Source organism: Jeotgalibacillus campisalis, assembly GCF_000829515.1.
Classification (GTDB): domain Bacteria; phylum Bacillota; class Bacilli; order Bacillales; family Jeotgalibacillaceae; genus Jeotgalibacillus; species Jeotgalibacillus campisalis.
This window is the reverse complement of the sequence record NZ_JXRR01000001.1, coordinates 27177-45017: the sequence shown is the minus strand read 5'-3', so window position 1 is coordinate 45017 and position 17841 is coordinate 27177. Positions and strand designations below refer to the sequence as shown.

16 protein-coding genes, 1 pseudogene and 1 riboswitch are annotated in these 17841 nt (G+C 43.6%); of the genes and pseudogenes, 15 read left to right on the top strand and 2 right to left on the bottom strand.

Annotated features, from left to right (window positions below; all coding sequences use genetic code 11):
* Nucleotides 1–151 precede the first annotated feature (151 nt).
* The 8 genes from KR50_RS00205 to KR50_RS00170 all read left to right on the top strand — a co-directional run bounded on the left by KR50_RS00205 (nucleotide 152) and on the right by KR50_RS00170 (nucleotide 7434).
* Nucleotides 152–586 (top strand): DUF1934 domain-containing protein, encoded by a 435-nt coding sequence (locus tag KR50_RS00205; RefSeq protein WP_052476597.1) that lies wholly within the window; start codon nucleotides 152–154, stop codon nucleotides 584–586.
* Nucleotides 583–2253, top strand: a complete 1671-nt coding sequence (gene argS / locus KR50_RS00200; RefSeq protein ID WP_041053410.1) for an arginine--tRNA ligase — start codon at nucleotides 583–585, stop codon at nucleotides 2251–2253. Before KR50_RS00205 ends, argS begins: the two co-directional genes overlap by 4 nt.
* A 125-nt stretch (nucleotides 2254–2378) precedes the next feature.
* Entirely contained in the window at nucleotides 2379–3293 is a 915-nt protein-coding gene (locus KR50_RS00195; RefSeq protein WP_041053407.1) for a prenyltransferase/squalene oxidase repeat-containing protein, read from the top strand.
* A 204-nt stretch (nucleotides 3294–3497) separates the two neighbouring features.
* Entirely contained in the window at nucleotides 3498–4142 is a 645-nt protein-coding gene (locus KR50_RS00190) for a class I SAM-dependent methyltransferase (protein ID WP_041053405.1), read from the top strand.
* A 98-nt stretch (nucleotides 4143–4240) separates the two neighbouring features.
* A complete protein-coding gene (locus tag KR50_RS00185) occupies nucleotides 4241–4714 on the top strand; it encodes an S-ribosylhomocysteine lyase (protein ID WP_041053404.1) in 474 nt (157 codons plus the stop codon).
* Nucleotides 4715–5638, top strand: coding sequence for a cysteine synthase A (gene cysK / locus KR50_RS00180; RefSeq protein WP_041053402.1), 924 nt, complete (start codon nucleotides 4715–4717; stop codon nucleotides 5636–5638). It abuts the gene before it with no gap.
* A 3-nt stretch (nucleotides 5639–5641) separates the two neighbouring features.
* Nucleotides 5642–6778 (top strand): bifunctional cystathionine gamma-lyase/homocysteine desulfhydrase, encoded by a 1137-nt coding sequence (locus KR50_RS00175; protein WP_041053399.1) that lies wholly within the window; start codon nucleotides 5642–5644, stop codon nucleotides 6776–6778.
* Between the two features lie 140 nt (nucleotides 6779–6918).
* Nucleotides 6919–7434 (top strand): hypothetical protein, encoded by a 516-nt coding sequence (locus tag KR50_RS00170; protein WP_041053397.1) that lies wholly within the window; start codon nucleotides 6919–6921, stop codon nucleotides 7432–7434.
* 119 nt (nucleotides 7435–7553) lie between these two features.
* On the opposite strand, the gene KR50_RS00165 is transcribed toward KR50_RS00170, so the two are convergent.
* Nucleotides 7554–8867: an MFS transporter gene (locus KR50_RS00165; protein WP_041053394.1), complete on the bottom strand. Its 1314-nt coding sequence runs from the start codon at nucleotides 8865–8867 to the stop codon at nucleotides 7554–7556.
* 147 nt (nucleotides 8868–9014) lie between these two features.
* On the opposite strand from KR50_RS00165, the gene KR50_RS00160 reads away from it, so the two are divergent.
* On the top strand, nucleotides 9015–10262 hold the full coding sequence (locus KR50_RS00160; RefSeq protein ID WP_041053392.1) for a helix-turn-helix domain-containing protein: 1248 nt from the start codon (nucleotides 9015–9017) through the stop codon (nucleotides 10260–10262).
* Nucleotides 10263–10461: 199 nt separating this feature from the next.
* Nucleotides 10462–11433, top strand: a complete 972-nt coding sequence (locus tag KR50_RS00155) for a ring-cleaving dioxygenase (RefSeq protein WP_041053388.1) — start codon at nucleotides 10462–10464, stop codon at nucleotides 11431–11433.
* 813 nt (nucleotides 11434–12246) lie between these two features.
* Here KR50_RS00155 and KR50_RS00145 read toward each other — a convergent pair.
* Complete coding sequence (locus KR50_RS00145; RefSeq protein WP_041053384.1) at nucleotides 12247–12840, bottom strand: hypothetical protein; 594 nt, start codon at nucleotides 12838–12840, stop codon at nucleotides 12247–12249.
* Nucleotides 12841–13115: 275 nt separating this feature from the next.
* A riboswitch (cobalamin riboswitch) is annotated at nucleotides 13116–13307 on the top strand.
* Between the two features lie 209 nt (nucleotides 13308–13516).
* Between KR50_RS00145 and KR50_RS00140 the strand changes: the two genes are divergently transcribed.
* The 5 genes and pseudogenes from KR50_RS00140 to KR50_RS00120 all read left to right on the top strand — a co-directional run.
* Nucleotides 13517–14494, top strand: a complete 978-nt coding sequence (locus KR50_RS00140; RefSeq protein ID WP_041053381.1) for an ABC transporter substrate-binding protein — start codon at nucleotides 13517–13519, stop codon at nucleotides 14492–14494.
* A 37-nt stretch (nucleotides 14495–14531) separates the two neighbouring features.
* On the top strand, nucleotides 14532–15512 hold the full coding sequence (locus tag KR50_RS00135; RefSeq protein ID WP_052476696.1) for a FecCD family ABC transporter permease: 981 nt from the start codon (nucleotides 14532–14534) through the stop codon (nucleotides 15510–15512).
* Nucleotides 15513–15514: 2 nt separating this feature from the next.
* Nucleotides 15515–16981, top strand: coding sequence for an adenosylcobinamide amidohydrolase (locus KR50_RS00130; protein ID WP_041053379.1), 1467 nt, complete (start codon nucleotides 15515–15517; stop codon nucleotides 16979–16981).
* Nucleotides 16982–17047: 66 nt separating this feature from the next.
* Nucleotides 17048–17608, top strand: coding sequence for a bifunctional adenosylcobinamide kinase/adenosylcobinamide-phosphate guanylyltransferase (locus KR50_RS00125; RefSeq protein ID WP_041053378.1), 561 nt, complete (start codon nucleotides 17048–17050; stop codon nucleotides 17606–17608).
* Nucleotides 17605–17838, top strand: a pseudogene (locus KR50_RS00120) (nucleotide-binding protein); the annotation flags it as partial. The gene KR50_RS00125 and the pseudogene KR50_RS00120, both read left to right, overlap by 4 nt.
* Nucleotides 17839–17841 lie beyond the last annotated feature (3 nt).

Here is a 17841-nt window from a genome sequence, read left to right as displayed (position 1 = left end):
GGATTGATCTCCGGCAGATTTCTTTCGTTTTGCTCCTGAAACATCCATTGCATTTCAGAAGAAACATTCTTATAATGGAAAGGTTAGAAAAAAGGCATACTGAAAGATAAACGTTTTACATAGATCAAGTTCGGTGAAAGGAGTGGCAAAAGTGGAAAACTCAACGCCCGTCAGCATTGATCTGACAACGGTAATCACACAAACAGACGGTTCAAAGGAAGAGTTAACACTCACTTCAGCCGGTGAATGGATGACCAAAAATAACATCGATTATTTAAAATATGAAGAGTCACAAGAAGCGGGAACCGTACGGACCATTGTGAAAATGGAAGAAGATCAGGGGGTGATCCTGCGCAGCGGCGCCTTGAAAATGAGACTCGCTTTCCGCACTGGCGAAGCCATGGTGAGCACCTACGAAAGTGAATATGGCACGTTATCTCTTGTAACGGAAACGAAGCGGTACGTTCATCAGGCAACGGGTAGAAATTCCGGACGGTTCCACGTGAATTACAACCTTGAGATGGCAGGAAGCTCTGTAGGGAATTACGAAATGACGATTAATTATAGGGAGGCTGTATCAAAATGACCATTGTTTTAAATGTGCAGGAAAATGTTAAACAGGAAATTAAAGCAGCGGTACTAAAAACGGGACTTGCCTCAGAAGAGCAGCTGCCGGAAGTGGTGCTCGAAACACCAAAAGATAAAGCAAATGGCGATTTTTCTACAAATATGGCGATGCAGCTTGCCCGAATCGCGAAAAAAGCGCCTCGTGCGATTGCAGAAGGCATCGTGGAGCATTTTGATGCATCAAAAGCCTCCATTCAAAAAATCGACATCGCAGGACCCGGGTTCATAAACTTTTACATGGACAACGCCTATTTGAATAACTTAATTCCAGCGATACTCCAAGCAGGCGAGTCTTACGGTGAATCAGCGGTCGGCAGTGGCCAAAAGATCCAGGTTGAATTTGTTTCAGCAAATCCGACAGGGGATCTGCACTTAGGACATGCAAGAGGAGCCGCTGTAGGAGACTCGCTTTGCAACGTTCTTGCCAAAGCAGGCTACGAAGTTTCCCGGGAATATTATATAAATGATGCAGGAAATCAAATTCACAATCTGGCTCTTTCCGTTGAAGCACGTTATTTTCAGGCCCTTGGTCACGAAAAAGAGATGCCTGAAGATGGCTATCAAGGAGCGGACATTATCGGAATCGGAAATCGTTTGGCGGATGAATTTGGAGACCAATACATCGAGGCCGCAGAAGAAGAGCGGTATGCGTTTTTCCGTGACTACGGATTAAAGTATGAGCTTAAAAAATTACAGGATGACCTGGAAGCATTCCGTGTGCCGTTTGACGTATGGTTCTCGGAAACTTCATTATATAAAAACGGAAAAATTGATGCCGCTCTGGATGTTTTAAAAGAACGCGGGCATGTGTATGAAATGGATGGTGCTACCTGGTTCCGTTCAACGGAGCTTGGTGATGACAAGGACCGGGTGTTAATTAAAAACGATGGTTCCTATACGTATCTGACACCGGACCTTGCCTATCATCGGGATAAATTTGAGCGCGGATTCAATAAGGTCATGAACATCTGGGGAGCAGATCACCATGGCTACATTCCCCGGATGAAAGCGGCAGTCGAAGCACTTGGCTACAATCGTGAAGATCTTGAAGTAGCGGTCATTCAAATGGTTCAGCTTTATAAAGACGGCGAAAAAATGAAAATGAGCAAACGTACAGGAAAAGCGGTAACGATGCGCGAACTGGTGGATGAAGTTGGCCTCGACGCCGTTCGATACTTTTTTGCGATGCGCAGCGGCGATTCGCATATGGACTTTGATTTGGATCTGGCTGTATCACAATCCAATGAAAATCCCGTCTACTATGCGCAATACGCTCATGCCCGGATCTGCAGTATTATTCGTCAGGCAGAAGAACAGGGAATCGACCTGTCAACACCGGCTGATTTGTCTTTAATCGGGACAGAAAAAGAAGTGGATCTGCTGAAAAAGCTCGGGGATTTCCCGCAAGTTGTCGGGGATGCAGCTGAACTGCGCACGCCGCACCGGATTGCCACGTATATTAATGAAACGGCAGCTGCATTTCACAGTTTTTATAATGCAAACAAAGTGCTGGATGCAGAATCACCTGAACGCACAAAAGCACGCTTGCAATTAATACAATCAGTGCGCCAGACACTTAAAAACGCGCTGAAATTAATCGGCGTGGAAGCACCTGAAAAAATGTAAGAGTCAGCAGCGAATCCAGTGGAATCGCTGCTGTTTTTTTGTAGATTTTCATTTCTTTGAAGAAAGAAAGGAATAGAGGATTCCTGTCTTTTTTCTCGAAATAGTAAAGAAAAGGGGGGAGTGAAATGAATATACTGTCCAGGCATTTATCGAAGGACCAGATCACAGCCATTCACTTATATATTCAACGCGAGGCGCGTGAGGTAGACAGGGCTTTTCATTTTTTCAGGCAGGGAGAAGGCACCAGTGAAAAAGTAATCCAGGCTCTGCAGCACTATCAGAACGCAGACGGAGGATTTGGCCATGCATTAGAACCAGACAGCCGATTACTGGATTCCTCTGTTTTAAATACGACCATAGCGCTTCAGTTCCTGGTCCAGCTTCCGATCGACGGTCATCACCCGATGATTAAACAAACGTTTGATTATTTGACAAAACAATTTGACGACATCAACGGACGCTGGTCGAATGTACCCGTAACCATTAACCATGTACCCCGTGCCCCCTGGTGGAATGTAAATGAAGAAACGGGAGAAACAGGGTTTGAAAACACACCTGGAAATCCAGCAGCAGAAATTCTCGGCTACTTTCATTTTTACCGGGATCAAACCTCCTCTGATCTAATTGAAAAAGTGGAGACGTCGGTCATGAAGCGGTGGGACGAAATAGAAGAATGGGACATGCATGAAGTTCAATGCTATTACCGTCTTGCTCAGCTTACCGATCAAGAGGAAATAAGAATGCGTATTTTGTCCAAAATGTCTCTTCATCTGCATGATATATTCGCTCTTTCTAAAGATCAATGGTCGTCGTACGGCCTGCAGCCCCTCGCACTCATTAATCAAACAACCTCATTTCTTTACAAGGAACTAGAGGATGTGGTGGAAGAAAACGCCTACTGGTATGCTGAGCAACTATCTAAAGAAGGCTGCTTTGAACCGACCTGGGAATGGGGCCAGTACCCGCTGGAGTGGAAGCAAGCCAAAAAAGAATGGTCCAGCTACCTTACTGTAACAGCCTGTCATCCGTTTAAAATTTAATGAGGTGCTGCTTTGCCGTGCAGAAGAGGTTGATGCTTTAGGGTCTGGTCTCTTTTGTTTGCTAAAGGATTACCAATATTTAAAGTGTAAAACCCCTATCATAAAAGGTGACAGGGGTTTATTTTTTTGCTAAAATAATCACCGACCCTTTTTATTCCGAGTATATTGGTAAGAATACTTTAAATTGAATGGAGCGTGCGCATTATGGGTCGTGAATTTGTAGAAATTTTTGATGAATGGATTGATAGTTACGATGAATCCGTTAGCGGCAATGACGAGGAATATCGTGAAGTGTTTGCCGGCTACGATGATATATTGCAAAAAGTTGCTGATGCAGCCCAAGGGTTGACTGTGGAGTTTGGTGTTGGTACGGGAAACTTAACGGAAAAGCTTTTGAAAAAAGGGATTCAGGTAGTGGGAATTGAACCAAATGGTGCGATGAGAAAGCACACACAAAATCGTTTTCCCGGGGTGCAGATTGAAGACGGTGATTTTACAAGTTTTCCGCTTCCGAAGGAGCAGCAGATCCAAACACTTGTCAGCACGTATGCTTTTCATCATTTAACAGATGATGAAAAGAAAGAAGCTGCTCTTTACTATAAGGATATTCTTTCTGATGATGGCCAGGTTGTGTTTGCAGATACGATGTTTGAAAGTGACTACGCTCGCAAAAAGCAGTGGGAAAAGGTAGAGTCTCAAGGGTATAAAAACCTTCTCGAAGATTTGAAGCGGGAGTATTATACCACCAAACCCGTAATGGAGAAATTGTTTGAGGAAGCCGGATTTTCAGTTTCATTTACTCAATTAAATGACTATGTATGGCTGATCCATGCTAAAAAAACCGTGTAACCCCTCACAGGAATACAACCGCTATCTCTGTACAGCGAATACATGAAGCTATAAAATAAAGACAACGAACTAAATTTGCTTAAAGGGGAGATTAACTCATGACGAAAAAAATGAACGTAGAAAGCTTTAACCTTGACCATACAAAAGTAGCTGCTCCATATGTAAGACTTGTAGGTGTAACGTCAGGACATAATGGAGACGAAATCCATAAATACGATGTTCGCTTTAAACAGCCGAATAAAGAGCATATGAAAATGGACGGTCTCCATTCAATTGAGCACCTGATGGCTGAAAATATCCGCAATCACATGACAAATGTGATCGACATCGGTCCTATGGGCTGCCAGACAGGTTTTTATTTGTCGGTAATTAATCATGATAACTATGACGAAGTTTTAGAGGTTTTAGAAAAAACGTTAAACGATGTGTTAGAAGCAACCGAAGTACCTGCCTGCAATGAAGTACAATGCGGCTGGGCAGCGAATCACAGTCTAGAAGGTGCGAAAGAAATTGCCCGTGACATGCTTGCTAAGCGTGATGAGTGGAAAGACGTTTTTGGTGAGGAAGCGTAAATGAATGTAGCAAAAAATGTGCAGGCATTGATTGGTAAAACACCAATCGTTGAACTTTCGAATATTTCCATTCCAAATGGCGCAAGGATTTTTGCCAAATTGGAATTCTTCAATCCAGGCGGGAGCGTAAAAGACCGCCTGGGGCTTGAACTGATTGACGACGCAATCCAAAGAGGAAAGCTGAAGCAGGGCGGAACCATTATTGAGCCCACAGCAGGAAACACAGGGATTGGTCTTGCGCTTGCTGCAGTTGGCCGGGGTTTTCAGGTTATTTTTGTTGTGCCGGAAAAATTCAGCGTAGAAAAACAAACACTGATGCGTGCGCTTGGCGCTAAAGTAGTGAATACGCCAACTGAACTTGGCATGAGGGGAGCCATACGTAAATCAGAAGAACTGGTAAGAGAAATTGAAAATTCCTTTTCTCCTGCGCAGTTCGGCAACCCTGCAAATCCAATGACGTATTATAAAACGATGGGTCCTGAAATCTGGCAGGACATGGACGGCAAAGTAGACGTTTTTGTCGCAGGAGCTGGCACAGGCGGTACATTTATGGGAACAGCCCGTTATTTAAAAGAGCAAAAAAGCAGCATTAAAACCGTTATTGTAGAGCCTGAAGGGTCAACAATAAACGGCGGTGAAAACGGACCTCACAAAACAGAAGGCATCGGCATGGAATTTCTGCCGGATTACATGGATCGCTCATATTTCAATGCAATTCACACGGTTGACGATAAAGATGCATTTCATTGGGTAAAAGAGCTTGCTGCAAAAGAAGGTCTTCTCGTTGGAAGCTCGTCAGGTGCAGCGTTTCATGCAGCATTAAAAGAAGCAGAGACTTCAGAGCCCGGCGCGCACATTGTGACCGTTTTTGCTGACAGCAGTGAACGATACTTAAGTCAGAACATATATGAAGGTGGAATTTAGATTATGAAACCAAAAACGAAATTAATTCACGGCGGGATTTTTGGCGATGAAGCAACAGGCGCCGTTTCTACACCGATCTATCAGGTAAGCACCTATAAGCAGGACGGTGTTGGCGGCCTTCGTCAAGGGTATGAATATTCCCGTACAGGCAATCCGACACGTTATGCATTAGAAGAACTGATCAAAGATCTTGAAAATGGAACAGCAGGCTTTGCATTTGGGTCAGGCATGGCTGCTATTTCATCTGTTATGATGATGTTTGGATCTGGTTCTCACATTATCATGACCGATGATGTTTATGGCGGTTCATTCCGTGTAATGACAAAAGTTTTGAACCAGCTGGGCATTGAGTCTACATTTGTCGATACAAGTAATCCCGAGAATGTAACGTCTGCAATCCAGGAAAATACAAAAGCAGTATTCATTGAAACACCAACAAATCCTTTATTAAAGGTAACAGATATCGCTGCTGTATCAGCAGTGGCAAAAGAACATGGTTTATTGACGATTGTCGATAATACGTTTACCACACCATATTGGCAGACCCCGATTGATCACGGTGCGGACATTGTACTTCACAGCGCCACGAAATACATTGGCGGTCACAGCGATGTTGTAGCAGGTTTAGTTGTAGTCAACTCTAATGAACTCGCTGAACAAGTACACTTTATGCAAAATTCTGTCGGTGCCATCCTCGGACCCCAGGATTCATGGTTATTAATGCGCGGGCTGAAAACACTCGGCATTCGGATGGAAGAGCATGAAGTGAATGCGAAAGAAATTGTCGCCTTCTTAGAAAAACATGAAGGCGTTTCTACTATTCACTATCCAGGTATTAAATCTCACCCCGGACATGAAATTGCTCAAAAGCAGTCACGAGGATTTGGCGGCATGATTTCCTTTGATGTAGGAAGCGCAGAGAAGGCGGAGGAAGTACTGAATAAAGTACGCTACTTCACACTTGCGGAAAGTCTTGGAGCTGTCGAAAGCTTAATTTCCCTTCCAGCTAAAATGACACATGCCTCCATTCCTGCAGAACGTCGTGCTGAACTGGGCATAACAGATGGATTAGTCCGGATCTCAGTTGGAATTGAAGACATTGAAGATTTGCTCATAGATTTAGAACAGGCATTAGCCTGATGAAAAAAAAGTCGCCATATGGCGGCTTTTTTTATGATTTTTTTCGACAGAAATAGGACAGAATAGAAGGTATAATCAAAAAAACAGATAGAATGCAGAATTTAGAACAAGATAGAAAAACGTGAGCGGAGGGGACCCGGATGAAACAGCAGCGCAGAAGAATGATTTTGGCAATTATCTTTTTCTTTTCAGTATTTTACGGGGTGATGGCGATTATTGAAACCATGACAGGGTCATTCGCGACTCCAGAAGAAGCACTGGCCGCCGCAGAAGTTTCAGCTTCGGCAGACTACACCCTGGAATACAACAAAGACCGGACAGTTGCAGCGATTTTCACAAAAGACAGCGTCAATATCATTCGAAAAGGGAGATTCGGATGGAAACATAGTTTTGGCGACAACCGCCCTCAGGATTATGTCACGGTGATCGAAAATGATGGAAACTCTAAACTTTTATACGCCAAAGTCAACGAGGGCACAGATAAAGTGTCGCTTAACGACGAAGAAGCAAAAGTATTTAAAACAAAAGACGGAGCAGGCTACTGGATTTTATTTGACCTGCCGGAGACGTTTGAAGAAATGGAATCACTTCCTGTTTCCTATTTTGATGAAGAAGGGAAAATTGTAGATCAGTACGAAGTGGATTTCCTGGAGTGATCATAGAATCTCGGACAAAACTAAACAGTGGGAGCACCCCAAAAGGTAAAGATGAAGAATCTAACTTTTGGGGTGTTTTATCATGGCTGAATAGAGTGAGACGGTTAATTTCGTATTACTTAAGAAGAGATGCTTCCTGGAACTTTTTGCAGTGCAGGTGCTTTTTCTGCAGGGAGAGGTTGATCCTGAACGCGAGATGCACGTAAGCCGTATAAGGTTACCAAAAATAGCAGCCCAGCTGTTATGAGAATAATCCATTGAGGGGATACGATATCGTATAGGAATCCATAAAGAACCAATCCGATCGGTGAAATGCCGGACGCCAGCATTTCAAGTAACCCGAATACACGTCCCCTGTAACTTTCAGGTGTCGTTTTTTGAATAATGACTAAGATAGGAGTGTTGATAATCACCATGATTAAGCCCATCATGAATCCGGTTGCCATGTAAAAACCAATAAAGGCGAGAGCAGGCATAGAAATGAGCAGGGGTACAGCCATAAGAGCAAACACAATGCCTAATGATAGAAGACCTAAACGAACGTTTCTGATGGGTTTTTGAAATTCAGGACGCGTGGAGATGTAAATAGACGTTAATAAAGTACCAACCCCAAGCATTGCCTCAATAAGCCCTAATTGCTGAGAAGAAGCCTGCAATACTTCGATGATAATGAAGGGAAGACCCACAGCCATCGCCACAAAGAAAAAGTTCACCCAAAGGGCTACGGTCATAATCGCAAAAAGAACATTGTGGTTTTTTACGTAAAGGGCTCCGTCCTTTATGCTGCTGAACATAGAAGGTGTTTTTGCTAATGTAGCGTTTTCTTCTTCAGTCGCTGGTTTTTTAAATAAAGTAAAATGGATATTTGCTTCAAGAATGGTTGTGATCGCATACGCAACTGCATGACAAAGTAAAAATACTTCGATTGAAAAAAAGCCATACATCACACCGCCAAGAATGGGACCTAAGATACTCCCAAGTGAGGTGGAAGATTGAGTAAGTGAAACCGCACGCTGAATTCGGGCTTCGTCAACAAAATTTGCTATGGCTGCTGTTAATCCTATTCCTGAAAAAGTGGCAAAGACAGCTAATAAAACGGATGTTAGATAAATAACAGGTAAGGATAGACCGTTGGTTAGAGTGTAAAGCAGGACGACCACCATGGTCAGGGTCATAAGCGCGTGAGAAATGACAACGACAGGTTTTTTCGGCAGCCGGTCTAAAAAATGTCCGGCGATAGGAGATAAAAGAATACGTGGAAGCATCGAACAGAGAATCGTAATAGCAAAACTTGTAGCCGATCCTGTCAGCCCCAACACAAACAATCCAATTCCAAACATATAAATATGAGCGCCGATTGTACCGACAAATTCACTTCCCGTAAAAAAGAACAGATTTCGAGTAGCCCGCTTTATTCGCTGATGTTCTGTCATCGATCCCATCTCCTACTTTACAAAGTTTAATTTAATTAAACTTATCGTAGCATCTCGTTTCTTTCAATTCAAGCTAAAGTTTAATATAATTAAACTAACCGGTATACCGGACAGATAATCAGTTTAAAAGAAAGTAGTGATTGCAGCATGAATGAATTAGGAGATCGCATCAAGAAGCTACGCAAAGAAAGAGGAATGACACTTGTTGATGTTGCCGGCGAGCAGCTCACAAAAGGTATGTTAAGTTTAATTGAAAACGGTAAAGCAAAACCGTCAATGGACAGCTTAACTCATATCGCCAGTCAGCTTGGTCTGGATGTACATATTTTATTAGAAGAGCGTTCGAGCGAAGAAATTAAGCAGCTTTTAGTTCACATAGAAGATCTGATTGAAGTGGCAGAAAATGAATTCTCCATGGAAAAAATAAAACGTTCGATTGAGAAGATCTACTCAAAAATCCAGCCTGTTTATGAACAAAAACTTCCTATGACGTATGAAACAGGACGCCTTTATGAAATCGGAGGCAGGTGTTTATTCGTTTTAGAAAAATTTAATGAGGGAAATGACGCAATTCGAGAGTCCATACGGATTTACGAATCATTATCTTTGTACAATCAAGCGCTGAAAGCCAAAATCCTATTTTTACATGCAGATATGAAAGTAGGCCATTTTCAAGATGCATTAGACCATCTTCTTACATTCAAAAAAGAATATAAGGATGAAAATATCGTCTTAGAACCGGTTGTTCAGATCGAATTAGACTATGCTGAATTGATCATTTTATATGGACTTGGAGAATACAGCCGAGGAAAAGAAGTGTTAGATCGCCTTATCAAGTTTTCAAAAAAGAAGCGGGTTTATTATTTAATGGATGATATTTATCGCTTAGCTGCGTTCAATGCGTTAGTGAACAAAGATGAAGAAAGCTTTAAGCATTATCTCCTTAAATCAAGGCAGTTTGCCCTGTTTACAGATAATGAAGAAACGATAGGGTATGCGTTATTTATTGAAGCCCATTACCATAATGAATTTACAAAAAATCATGAGCAGGCATTAACCATTTTAACGGACCTAAATGACTTTATTGGAAAAATTGGAGAGGAGATGGGCGGCAATTATTATCTGGAAAAGGGGAAAGCTTATTACGGGAAAGGAATGGTGGATGAGGCCTTAGAGCAGTTTGCTTTATTTGAGCATCCGAGCTATGCAGTCCACCCATTTGATTTAGCGATGGTTTATACGATCGACAGCTATCGCGCTCTTTGCTTCGATCAAAAAGGGCAGCGTGAAAAAGCCATTTCTTATGCTGAAAAAGCAGTCAAACAATTATCATCCCTGCCTTATACTCCTTATCATGAGTTCGCAGAGGAGACACTTGCTCGCATTTTGAACTAGAAATGAATAAATTAATGGATTGAAAATAGACTATTTTTCATTGGAGGGACTGGTGTCTGTTTGACCGGTCCCCTTTTTCTCGATCAACTGGTGGACCACAGATTCCATTGGCAATCGCACTGCTTGCATTTTCGTACTCTTCATACTATAATTAATTTAAACATCTCGAATTCAAGATAAATTTAAAGGAGTGTTATAGATGAATGTAACTGGAATTCACCATGTATCTGCCATAACGGGACAGGCAGAGGAAAATTATGATTTCTTCACGCGTGTTCTCGGCATGCGCTTAGTTAAAAGAACCGTTAATCAGGACAGTACTTCTTCGTATCATTTGTTTTACGCTGATGCAGTGGGAAGTGCCGGAACAGATATGACCTATTTCGATATTCCGATGGCAGGAAGAACGTACCCTGGTGTTTCAAGTATTTCAAATACTGCGTTTCGTGTACCGACGACGGATTCACTTCACTACTGGAAAAAAAGATTTGAAGAACTTTCTGTGAAGCATGAAGAGGTTCAAACGCGTGCAAATCGCGATACCTTGTATTTTGAGGATAACGAGGGATCTCGCTTGATGCTTGTGGCGGATAATGGAGAAGAGGGCGTTGCACCTGGTATTCCCTGGACAGGAGCAGGTATCCCTGAGGAGCATGCGATCGTTGGACTTGGTCCCGTCACATTGACGGTTCGCTATGCAGACCGCACCATTGAAATACTGGAAAAAGTCCTTGGATTTAAAAAAGCAGGAGAGTACGCGTCAAATGCCGGAGATTTCCCTGCGATTCAGGTCATGTCAGTTGGAGAAGGCGGCACGGGAGCGGAAGTTCATATTGAAGAACGTCCAGATCTTCCGCCTGAGCGTCCCGGAAGAGGAAGTGTCCACCATGTTGCCTTTCGTATCCCAACCTATGAGGACTACGACAAATGGAATGACCGCCTGCGCAGCTTTGGCCTGCAGACGTCTGGTGAAGTAGACCGTTTTTACTTCCGTTCTATTTATTTCAGAGAAGCCAATGGTATATTATTTGAACTTGCAACAGATCAACCTGGATTTGCGACAGACGAAGACATGGATCACCTCGGTGAATCACTTGCCCTGCCGCCATTCCTAGAGCCGCGCCGCAAAGAAATCGAAGCCTCCCTGCGCCCGCTTGAGATCAAAAAATAAACAAGTACGCTTTGAAACTTTACTGTTGAGGGGCATATAGAAAGAGCTTGGGACAAAGTCTCAAGCTCTTTTTCCGGTTCACTTCGCTTTAGGCGGAATCTTTCCGCAGGGACAGTTGCTTGAGACTTTCCAGGGCCACGCCCTGCAAAGTCTCAAGCAACTGTCATATCCTGCAAAGCGTCGCCACCTTCTGCTCCGATGATATAGACTGCCTCACTTTTAATCTTTGTTCAGTTATGTCCCTACCTCTTTAATGTTATCGCTTTTTAACATCCATCGTTAATGTAAAACTAAAATTGAATTTCTCCAGTGATCAACCCTATAATAAATGCTGCAATAATTAGTGCCAGGAAAGAAAGTAAGATTTTATTTAATTTGCTTATGTAATTTAACCTCTTAGTCGTTGTCCTGTAAAAATAAAAGACAAGAGACCAAATAATTAAACTGATAACGAGTGCGATTAAGTCAGTAAAACTGAAAGGTTTTCCAATATAACTCCCTGCGTAAAAACTTGTCAGGATAAGCAGCATAAAAATAAATAACAGGATACTAAAATACTTTATGAGGTTAATATCTCTAACCCTCCTCTCCCAAATCCTGTTCGTTACGATAGAAACTATGCTTTTACTATACACTGAAACCACCTAAGCTTTACATCTTTACGATCAGAAATAAATCCCCAATAAGGGCAGGTAAGCGGTTAAAAAGAAAGAGCGGGAGTGAATCTGTTCCTTTCCAGCTCATTATTGCCCTTGCTTTTGGGCTGATCTGTTGTCGTTATAGTCTTTAACTCTAGCACCCTATTGTTTAACATCACTTCTTTGCCCAAATAGTTAAATACAAATTTGCAACAGCTACCTCAATGATTCCTTCTTCTTCAATATCGGAAAGAACCTCGTCTGGAAGCTTTAAATGAAAGGCAAATTCATCTGTTTCACTGTAAGACAACCCTGAATAGTCAAGTGGACTTAATGGATATGTATCTCCGCTATACGCTGCTTCTGCTTCCGCTTGAAACGTACTTTGCAAGCCATCTAACGTATGTTTATGTTCCACCCCGGATACTATCGTCGCTCCATCCGTACTAAAATTCCCGCTTGACTTAAAGAACAATTCATATTCATTTGACTGGTGAGCGATTACTTTCGAGACATAAATTTGGTTTTCTCCATCATCAAAAAGCACCTTTTCTTTATTGCTCTCTAAATCAGTTAAATCAATATCGATCGTATATACATCTTCAATAGGATGAGCATTATTATGATAATTTTCCATGTCATCCGTAAAGTAATGGATGCCCTGAGTCCGCAGATTGTATTGATCCACTGCGAAGGGAATGAAGAAAGCGCCAAGGGCAATAACGGCTGCTGCAAAATACAACGTAGTTAGATTGAAGAATTTTTTCATTAAACTCCTCCTCAAGTTAGTGAAAATCAACTCGTACATTTATTCATCTCCGGGTACCATAGGTCTCATGAAATTGAATTTTCTACCATTACCAGTCTATTTCCAATTTCTTAATTCGATAAACCTAAAAGAGGAAGTTGATCTTATTTAAAAGAATAGGGTTAGGGGAAAATATACGCCTGTAATAGAAACGATCTTATCCCCTTTAGCAACCTCTTTTTTTATTTTTGTGCTTCATCTGTCGATTTTTGTTATAATGGTAGCAGAAAAACATTTTGATACGGACGGATGCAGGTGCTCTTTTTTATAGGAAAAGAGTTAAAAGGGAAGCTGGTGAAAATCCAGCGCGGTCCCGCCACTGTAAAATGGAAGTGAATCGCCGGTCACCACTGTAGCGTTAAAGCTATGGGAAGGGGCGATGAACAAAGCCATTAAGCCAGGAAACCTGCCTGCATTCACCACACCAAATAACCTACGAGGATAGGTCGGTGTTGCAGGCTTCGTTTAGTTGAGCACTTTGCTTAAGCGATTCTTTATGCAACCCAGCATCTCCTTCCGGTGAGATGTTTTTTTGTGTTTACGGACATTGAGGGCGCTGGCGGATTGTCCTTGATGAACATAAGCATGTTCATATTCGCTGCAATGAAAAAAGAGTTTACTAGTAGGGGGAAAAAGCATGAAGAATTGGAAATGGATGAGCAGTTTTATGTTGACAGTGGGACTTTTAGGAGCCTGCAGTGATGAGGAGCCTGCCGCAGAGCCGGATGGAGAAAATGAGACGGAACAAACAGAAGAGGCAGCATCTGAGGGGGGATTTCCTGTGACGGTCACAGATGCCAGAGACCAGGAAGTGACCATTGAGGAGCAGCCGGAAAGAATAGTATCAATGATTCCAAGCAATACCGAAATTGCATTTGGACTTGGATTGAACGAAGAAATTGTGGGTATATCTGACTTTGATAACTATCCTGAAGAAGTACTGGACAGAGAAAAAATAGGCGGTTTGGAATTCAACGTTGAGAAAATTATTTCACTTGAGCCGGATGTCGTGCTTGCACACGATTCTAATGCGATGCAAGAAGACGGTCTGCAGCAAATTGAAGCAGCAGGAATTCCTGTCGTGGTCATTGAAAATGCGGTTTCTTTTGATCAGGTCTATGAAACGATTTCAATGATTGGCGAGGTTACAGGCAAGAGTCCTGAAGCAGATCAAGTCATAACGGATATGCAGGATGGTTTTGCTGAGATAGAAGAACTGGCAGCGGGTATTTCAGAGGAAGACCGCAAAGAAGTGCTGGTTGATGTGTCCGGTCTGCCGGAAGTATATGTGGCAGGTAACAATACCTTTATGCAGGAAATGCTTGATTTGATTCAAGCTGACAATGTGGCAGACGATCAGGAAGGATTTGTTCTGCTGTCTGAAGAAGAAATTGTCAGCCGCAATCCTGAAACCGTCGTGTTAACGTATGGTGAATTTGTAGAAGATCCGATCGCACAATGGAAGGATCATGGGGGCTTCAGTGAAGTGGATGCGGTTGTAAACGAAGATCTTCATGTGGTTTCGTCTGACCCTGTTAATCGCTCAGGTCCAAGATTAGTAGAAGGAACTCAAGAACTTGCTGAAGCCATCTACCCGGACGTCTTTGGCGAATAAAGGTTGGATCGGCTATTTACTTTCCTCGATCTTTCTGATGGTTGCTTTTTGTCTGGCGATCACCATTGGATCGGTGCAGGTGCCCCTAAAAGAGATGCTTCAGATTTTTTGGGGCTCTCTTTTTGGCACTCACGGGGAGTTGGACCAAACGCTTAAAACCATCGTGGTTGATATTCGTTTTCCCCGTGTCGTGCTGGCGGGATTAGTGGGGGCATCGCTGGCGATTGCGGGTGCTTCCTTTCAGGGCCTGCTGAAAAATCCTTTGGCAGACCCCTATACACTGGGTGTCTCATCAGGGGCGTCTGTCGGGGCAGTCATGACGATCTTCTTTGGGCTTACTCTCCCTGGACTGGGAAGCTTTACGCTGCCTGTGGTCAGTATTTTAGCTGCGTTAGTTACGCTCTTTTTGGTGCTTGGATTTGCCCGGTTTGTAGAGCGGTCGATGAAAATGGAAACGATTATTTTAACAGGGATCATCTTCAGCTCTTTTTTAGGCTCCATTTTGTCCTTAATGATTGCTTTAACGGGAGAGGAGCTCCGCCAGATTATTAACTGGCTGCTTGGGAGCGTGTCGATGCGCGGCTGGGAATATATCCGTCTCATCGCGCCATTCTTTATTATTGGGTCTTTCTTGTTGATGTGGAACGCACGTGAGCTGAATGCGATGGCATTTGGTGAAGAACGTGCGCAGCATCTGGGGGTAAATGTCCGCCTGAGAAAATATGTGGTGCTTGCATCAGGTTCCTTATTGACAGGAGCAGCAGTAGCGGTGTCAGGCACAATTGGCTTTGTTGGTCTTGTTGTGCCTCATATGGTCCGAATGGCGTGGGGGTCTGATCATCGGCATGTTCTTCCGCTATCCATTATTAATGGGGCAAGCCTGCTGATTATTTGTGATTTAGCAGCGAGAACCATTATTTCCCCAACTGAACTGCCAATCGGTGTAATCACGGCATTAATTGGCGCACCTGTGTTTGGAATGATTTTGATTAAAAAGCGACGGGAAAGTAGAGGGTGACCATGCTGAATGTACAAGACGCAAGCGGTGGATACGGTGAACAGACAGTCGTGAAAAACGTCTCTTTTGGAGTAGAGCAGCAGGAGATTCTCGGGATATTAGGTCCGAATGGAAGCGGCAAAACGACATTGATGAAGATGATCAGCGGAATTCTGCCGTTAAAGGAAGGTACAATCACCATTAGAGACAGGGACTTAAGCGCCTACTCATCCAAGCAGCTCGCAAAAGAAATAGCCGTCCTGCCGCAGCTTCACAGCCATGCGTTTGATTACACCGTAAGAGAAACGGTATCGATGGGCAGATACCCGCATCAAAAAGGGATGTTTGCCCCTTGGACTAAAAAAGACGAGGCTGCCGTAGTAGAGGCCATGAATCAGACAGGGGTGACTGAATTTGAGCACCAGTCGATCCAGGACCTTTCAGGGGGTGAGCGTCAGCGTGTGTTTTTAGCGCAGGCATTGGCGCAGGAACCAAAACTGCTCCTGCTCGATGAACCCACCAACCATCTTGATCTTTCCTATCAAAAGCAGCTGCTCGACTTGCTGAAGGAGTGGACGACAACGCACGAATTGACGGTCGTCTCCATTTTTCATGATTTAAATATTGCTTCTTTATATTGTGACCGGCTGCTTTTGCTGCAAGCGGGAGAGACCGTCCGGCTGTCTTCACCAGGCGAAGTGCTGAAAAAAGACATTGTTGAAAAGGTGTATCAGGCACGAGTAGAAGCACAGGTGCATCCCGAGCTGCCAAAGCCGCAGATTACGCTTCTTCCGGAGCATGGTCAGAACAGCCGTTCAATTATAACAAAAGACCTTTTTCAGATTAGTGGAAAGCATATTGCTCTCACGGCCCCTCAGTCCTTAAAAACCATTTCTTCTGCTGTAATCGGAGCAGGACTCGGCTGGCACAGGCATTTTGTCAACCGGCATGTGCCGATGGATTATGAATGTGCAGACAGCTATGAAGAGATGTGCCGCTACGTGGATAAAAACGGATGGAATGCTGCAAGCACGGTTGGAATGATGACCGCCGTTATGGTAGAAGATGTGGTCATCAGAGAATACCAACAAGAAGAACTTTCGATAGTTGTCGCCGTAACAGCCGGAGTAGGGAACGCAGTGGATGTGTCTCTTGCTCACAAGCGGCAGGAAAAACAGACGGCCGGCACGATTAACAGCTGGATTTTTGTGAATGGCAAGCTGTCAGATGAGGCTTTTATCCAGGCAATGATGACGGCAACAGAAGCCAAAGTAAAAGCACTTCAGCAGCTCAACGTCAAAGATCCCGTCACGCAAACCCTTGCGACAGGCACATCAACCGACAGTCTGCTGGTGGCAGCAGTGCAAAAGGGATCGTATGTGCAATATGCAGGTCCCATTACATTGCTCGGGAAGATGATTGGCAAAGGAGTGGTTGAGTGCACGGTTAAAGCCATTGAAAACTACAGAAAACGAAAGAACGGCAGCTAAATGGTCGCTGCGGGCAGGGACTAAATCAAAGGAAGAAAATGACCAGTTCATGCAGGCGGTGAAAAAATGGCAGCAGGAAGAATCATCATTGTAATTGGCGGTGTCAGAAGCGGAAAAACAAGCTGGGCCGAACAGACGGCACTTCAGCTGGCGAAAGATAAAAATCGGCGGATCGTGTATCTTGCGTCGGGAGTTTCGGTGGATGAAGAGATGAAAAACCGAATCAACCGCCATCAGCTTGACCGCAGGAACGAAAACTGGATGACTATAGAACAGCCGGTTAACCTGACAGAAGCGACTAAAAAGCTTCAGAATAATGATGTGGTGGTTTGGGACTGTCTGACAACCTGGCTGACAAACGAATACATCAAGTATGACAACAGCAGCGTGAATTTCTCGCCGGAAAATGATTTGATTACATTGATTGAATGGGCGAAGAAGCGTCTTGATACCCTTTTTATCCTTTCGAATGAGGTGCTGCAGGAGCCTGTTTTCACCGAAGGCATGACAGCTCATTATCAAAAGAAAATAGGCGGGCTTCATCAGACGGCAGTAAGAGTTTCGAGCATTGCGATTGAAATGGAAGCGGGACTTCCGCTGTTTCGGAAAGGAGAGTGGCCAGGTTGAATGGCATCATGCTTCAGGGAACGTCATCAGATGTAGGAAAAAGCTTCATCGCCACTCTGTTTTGCCGGCTGCTTGTTCAGGATGGAATAAAAACGGTTCCTTTTAAATCTCAAAACATGTCCAATAACTCGTATGTGACAGCAGACGGACTTGAAATAGGCAAAGTGCAGGGGGTTCAAGCTGAAACAGCGAAGGATGATGAATTGACCGTGCAACAGAAGCCGCCTCTTGAC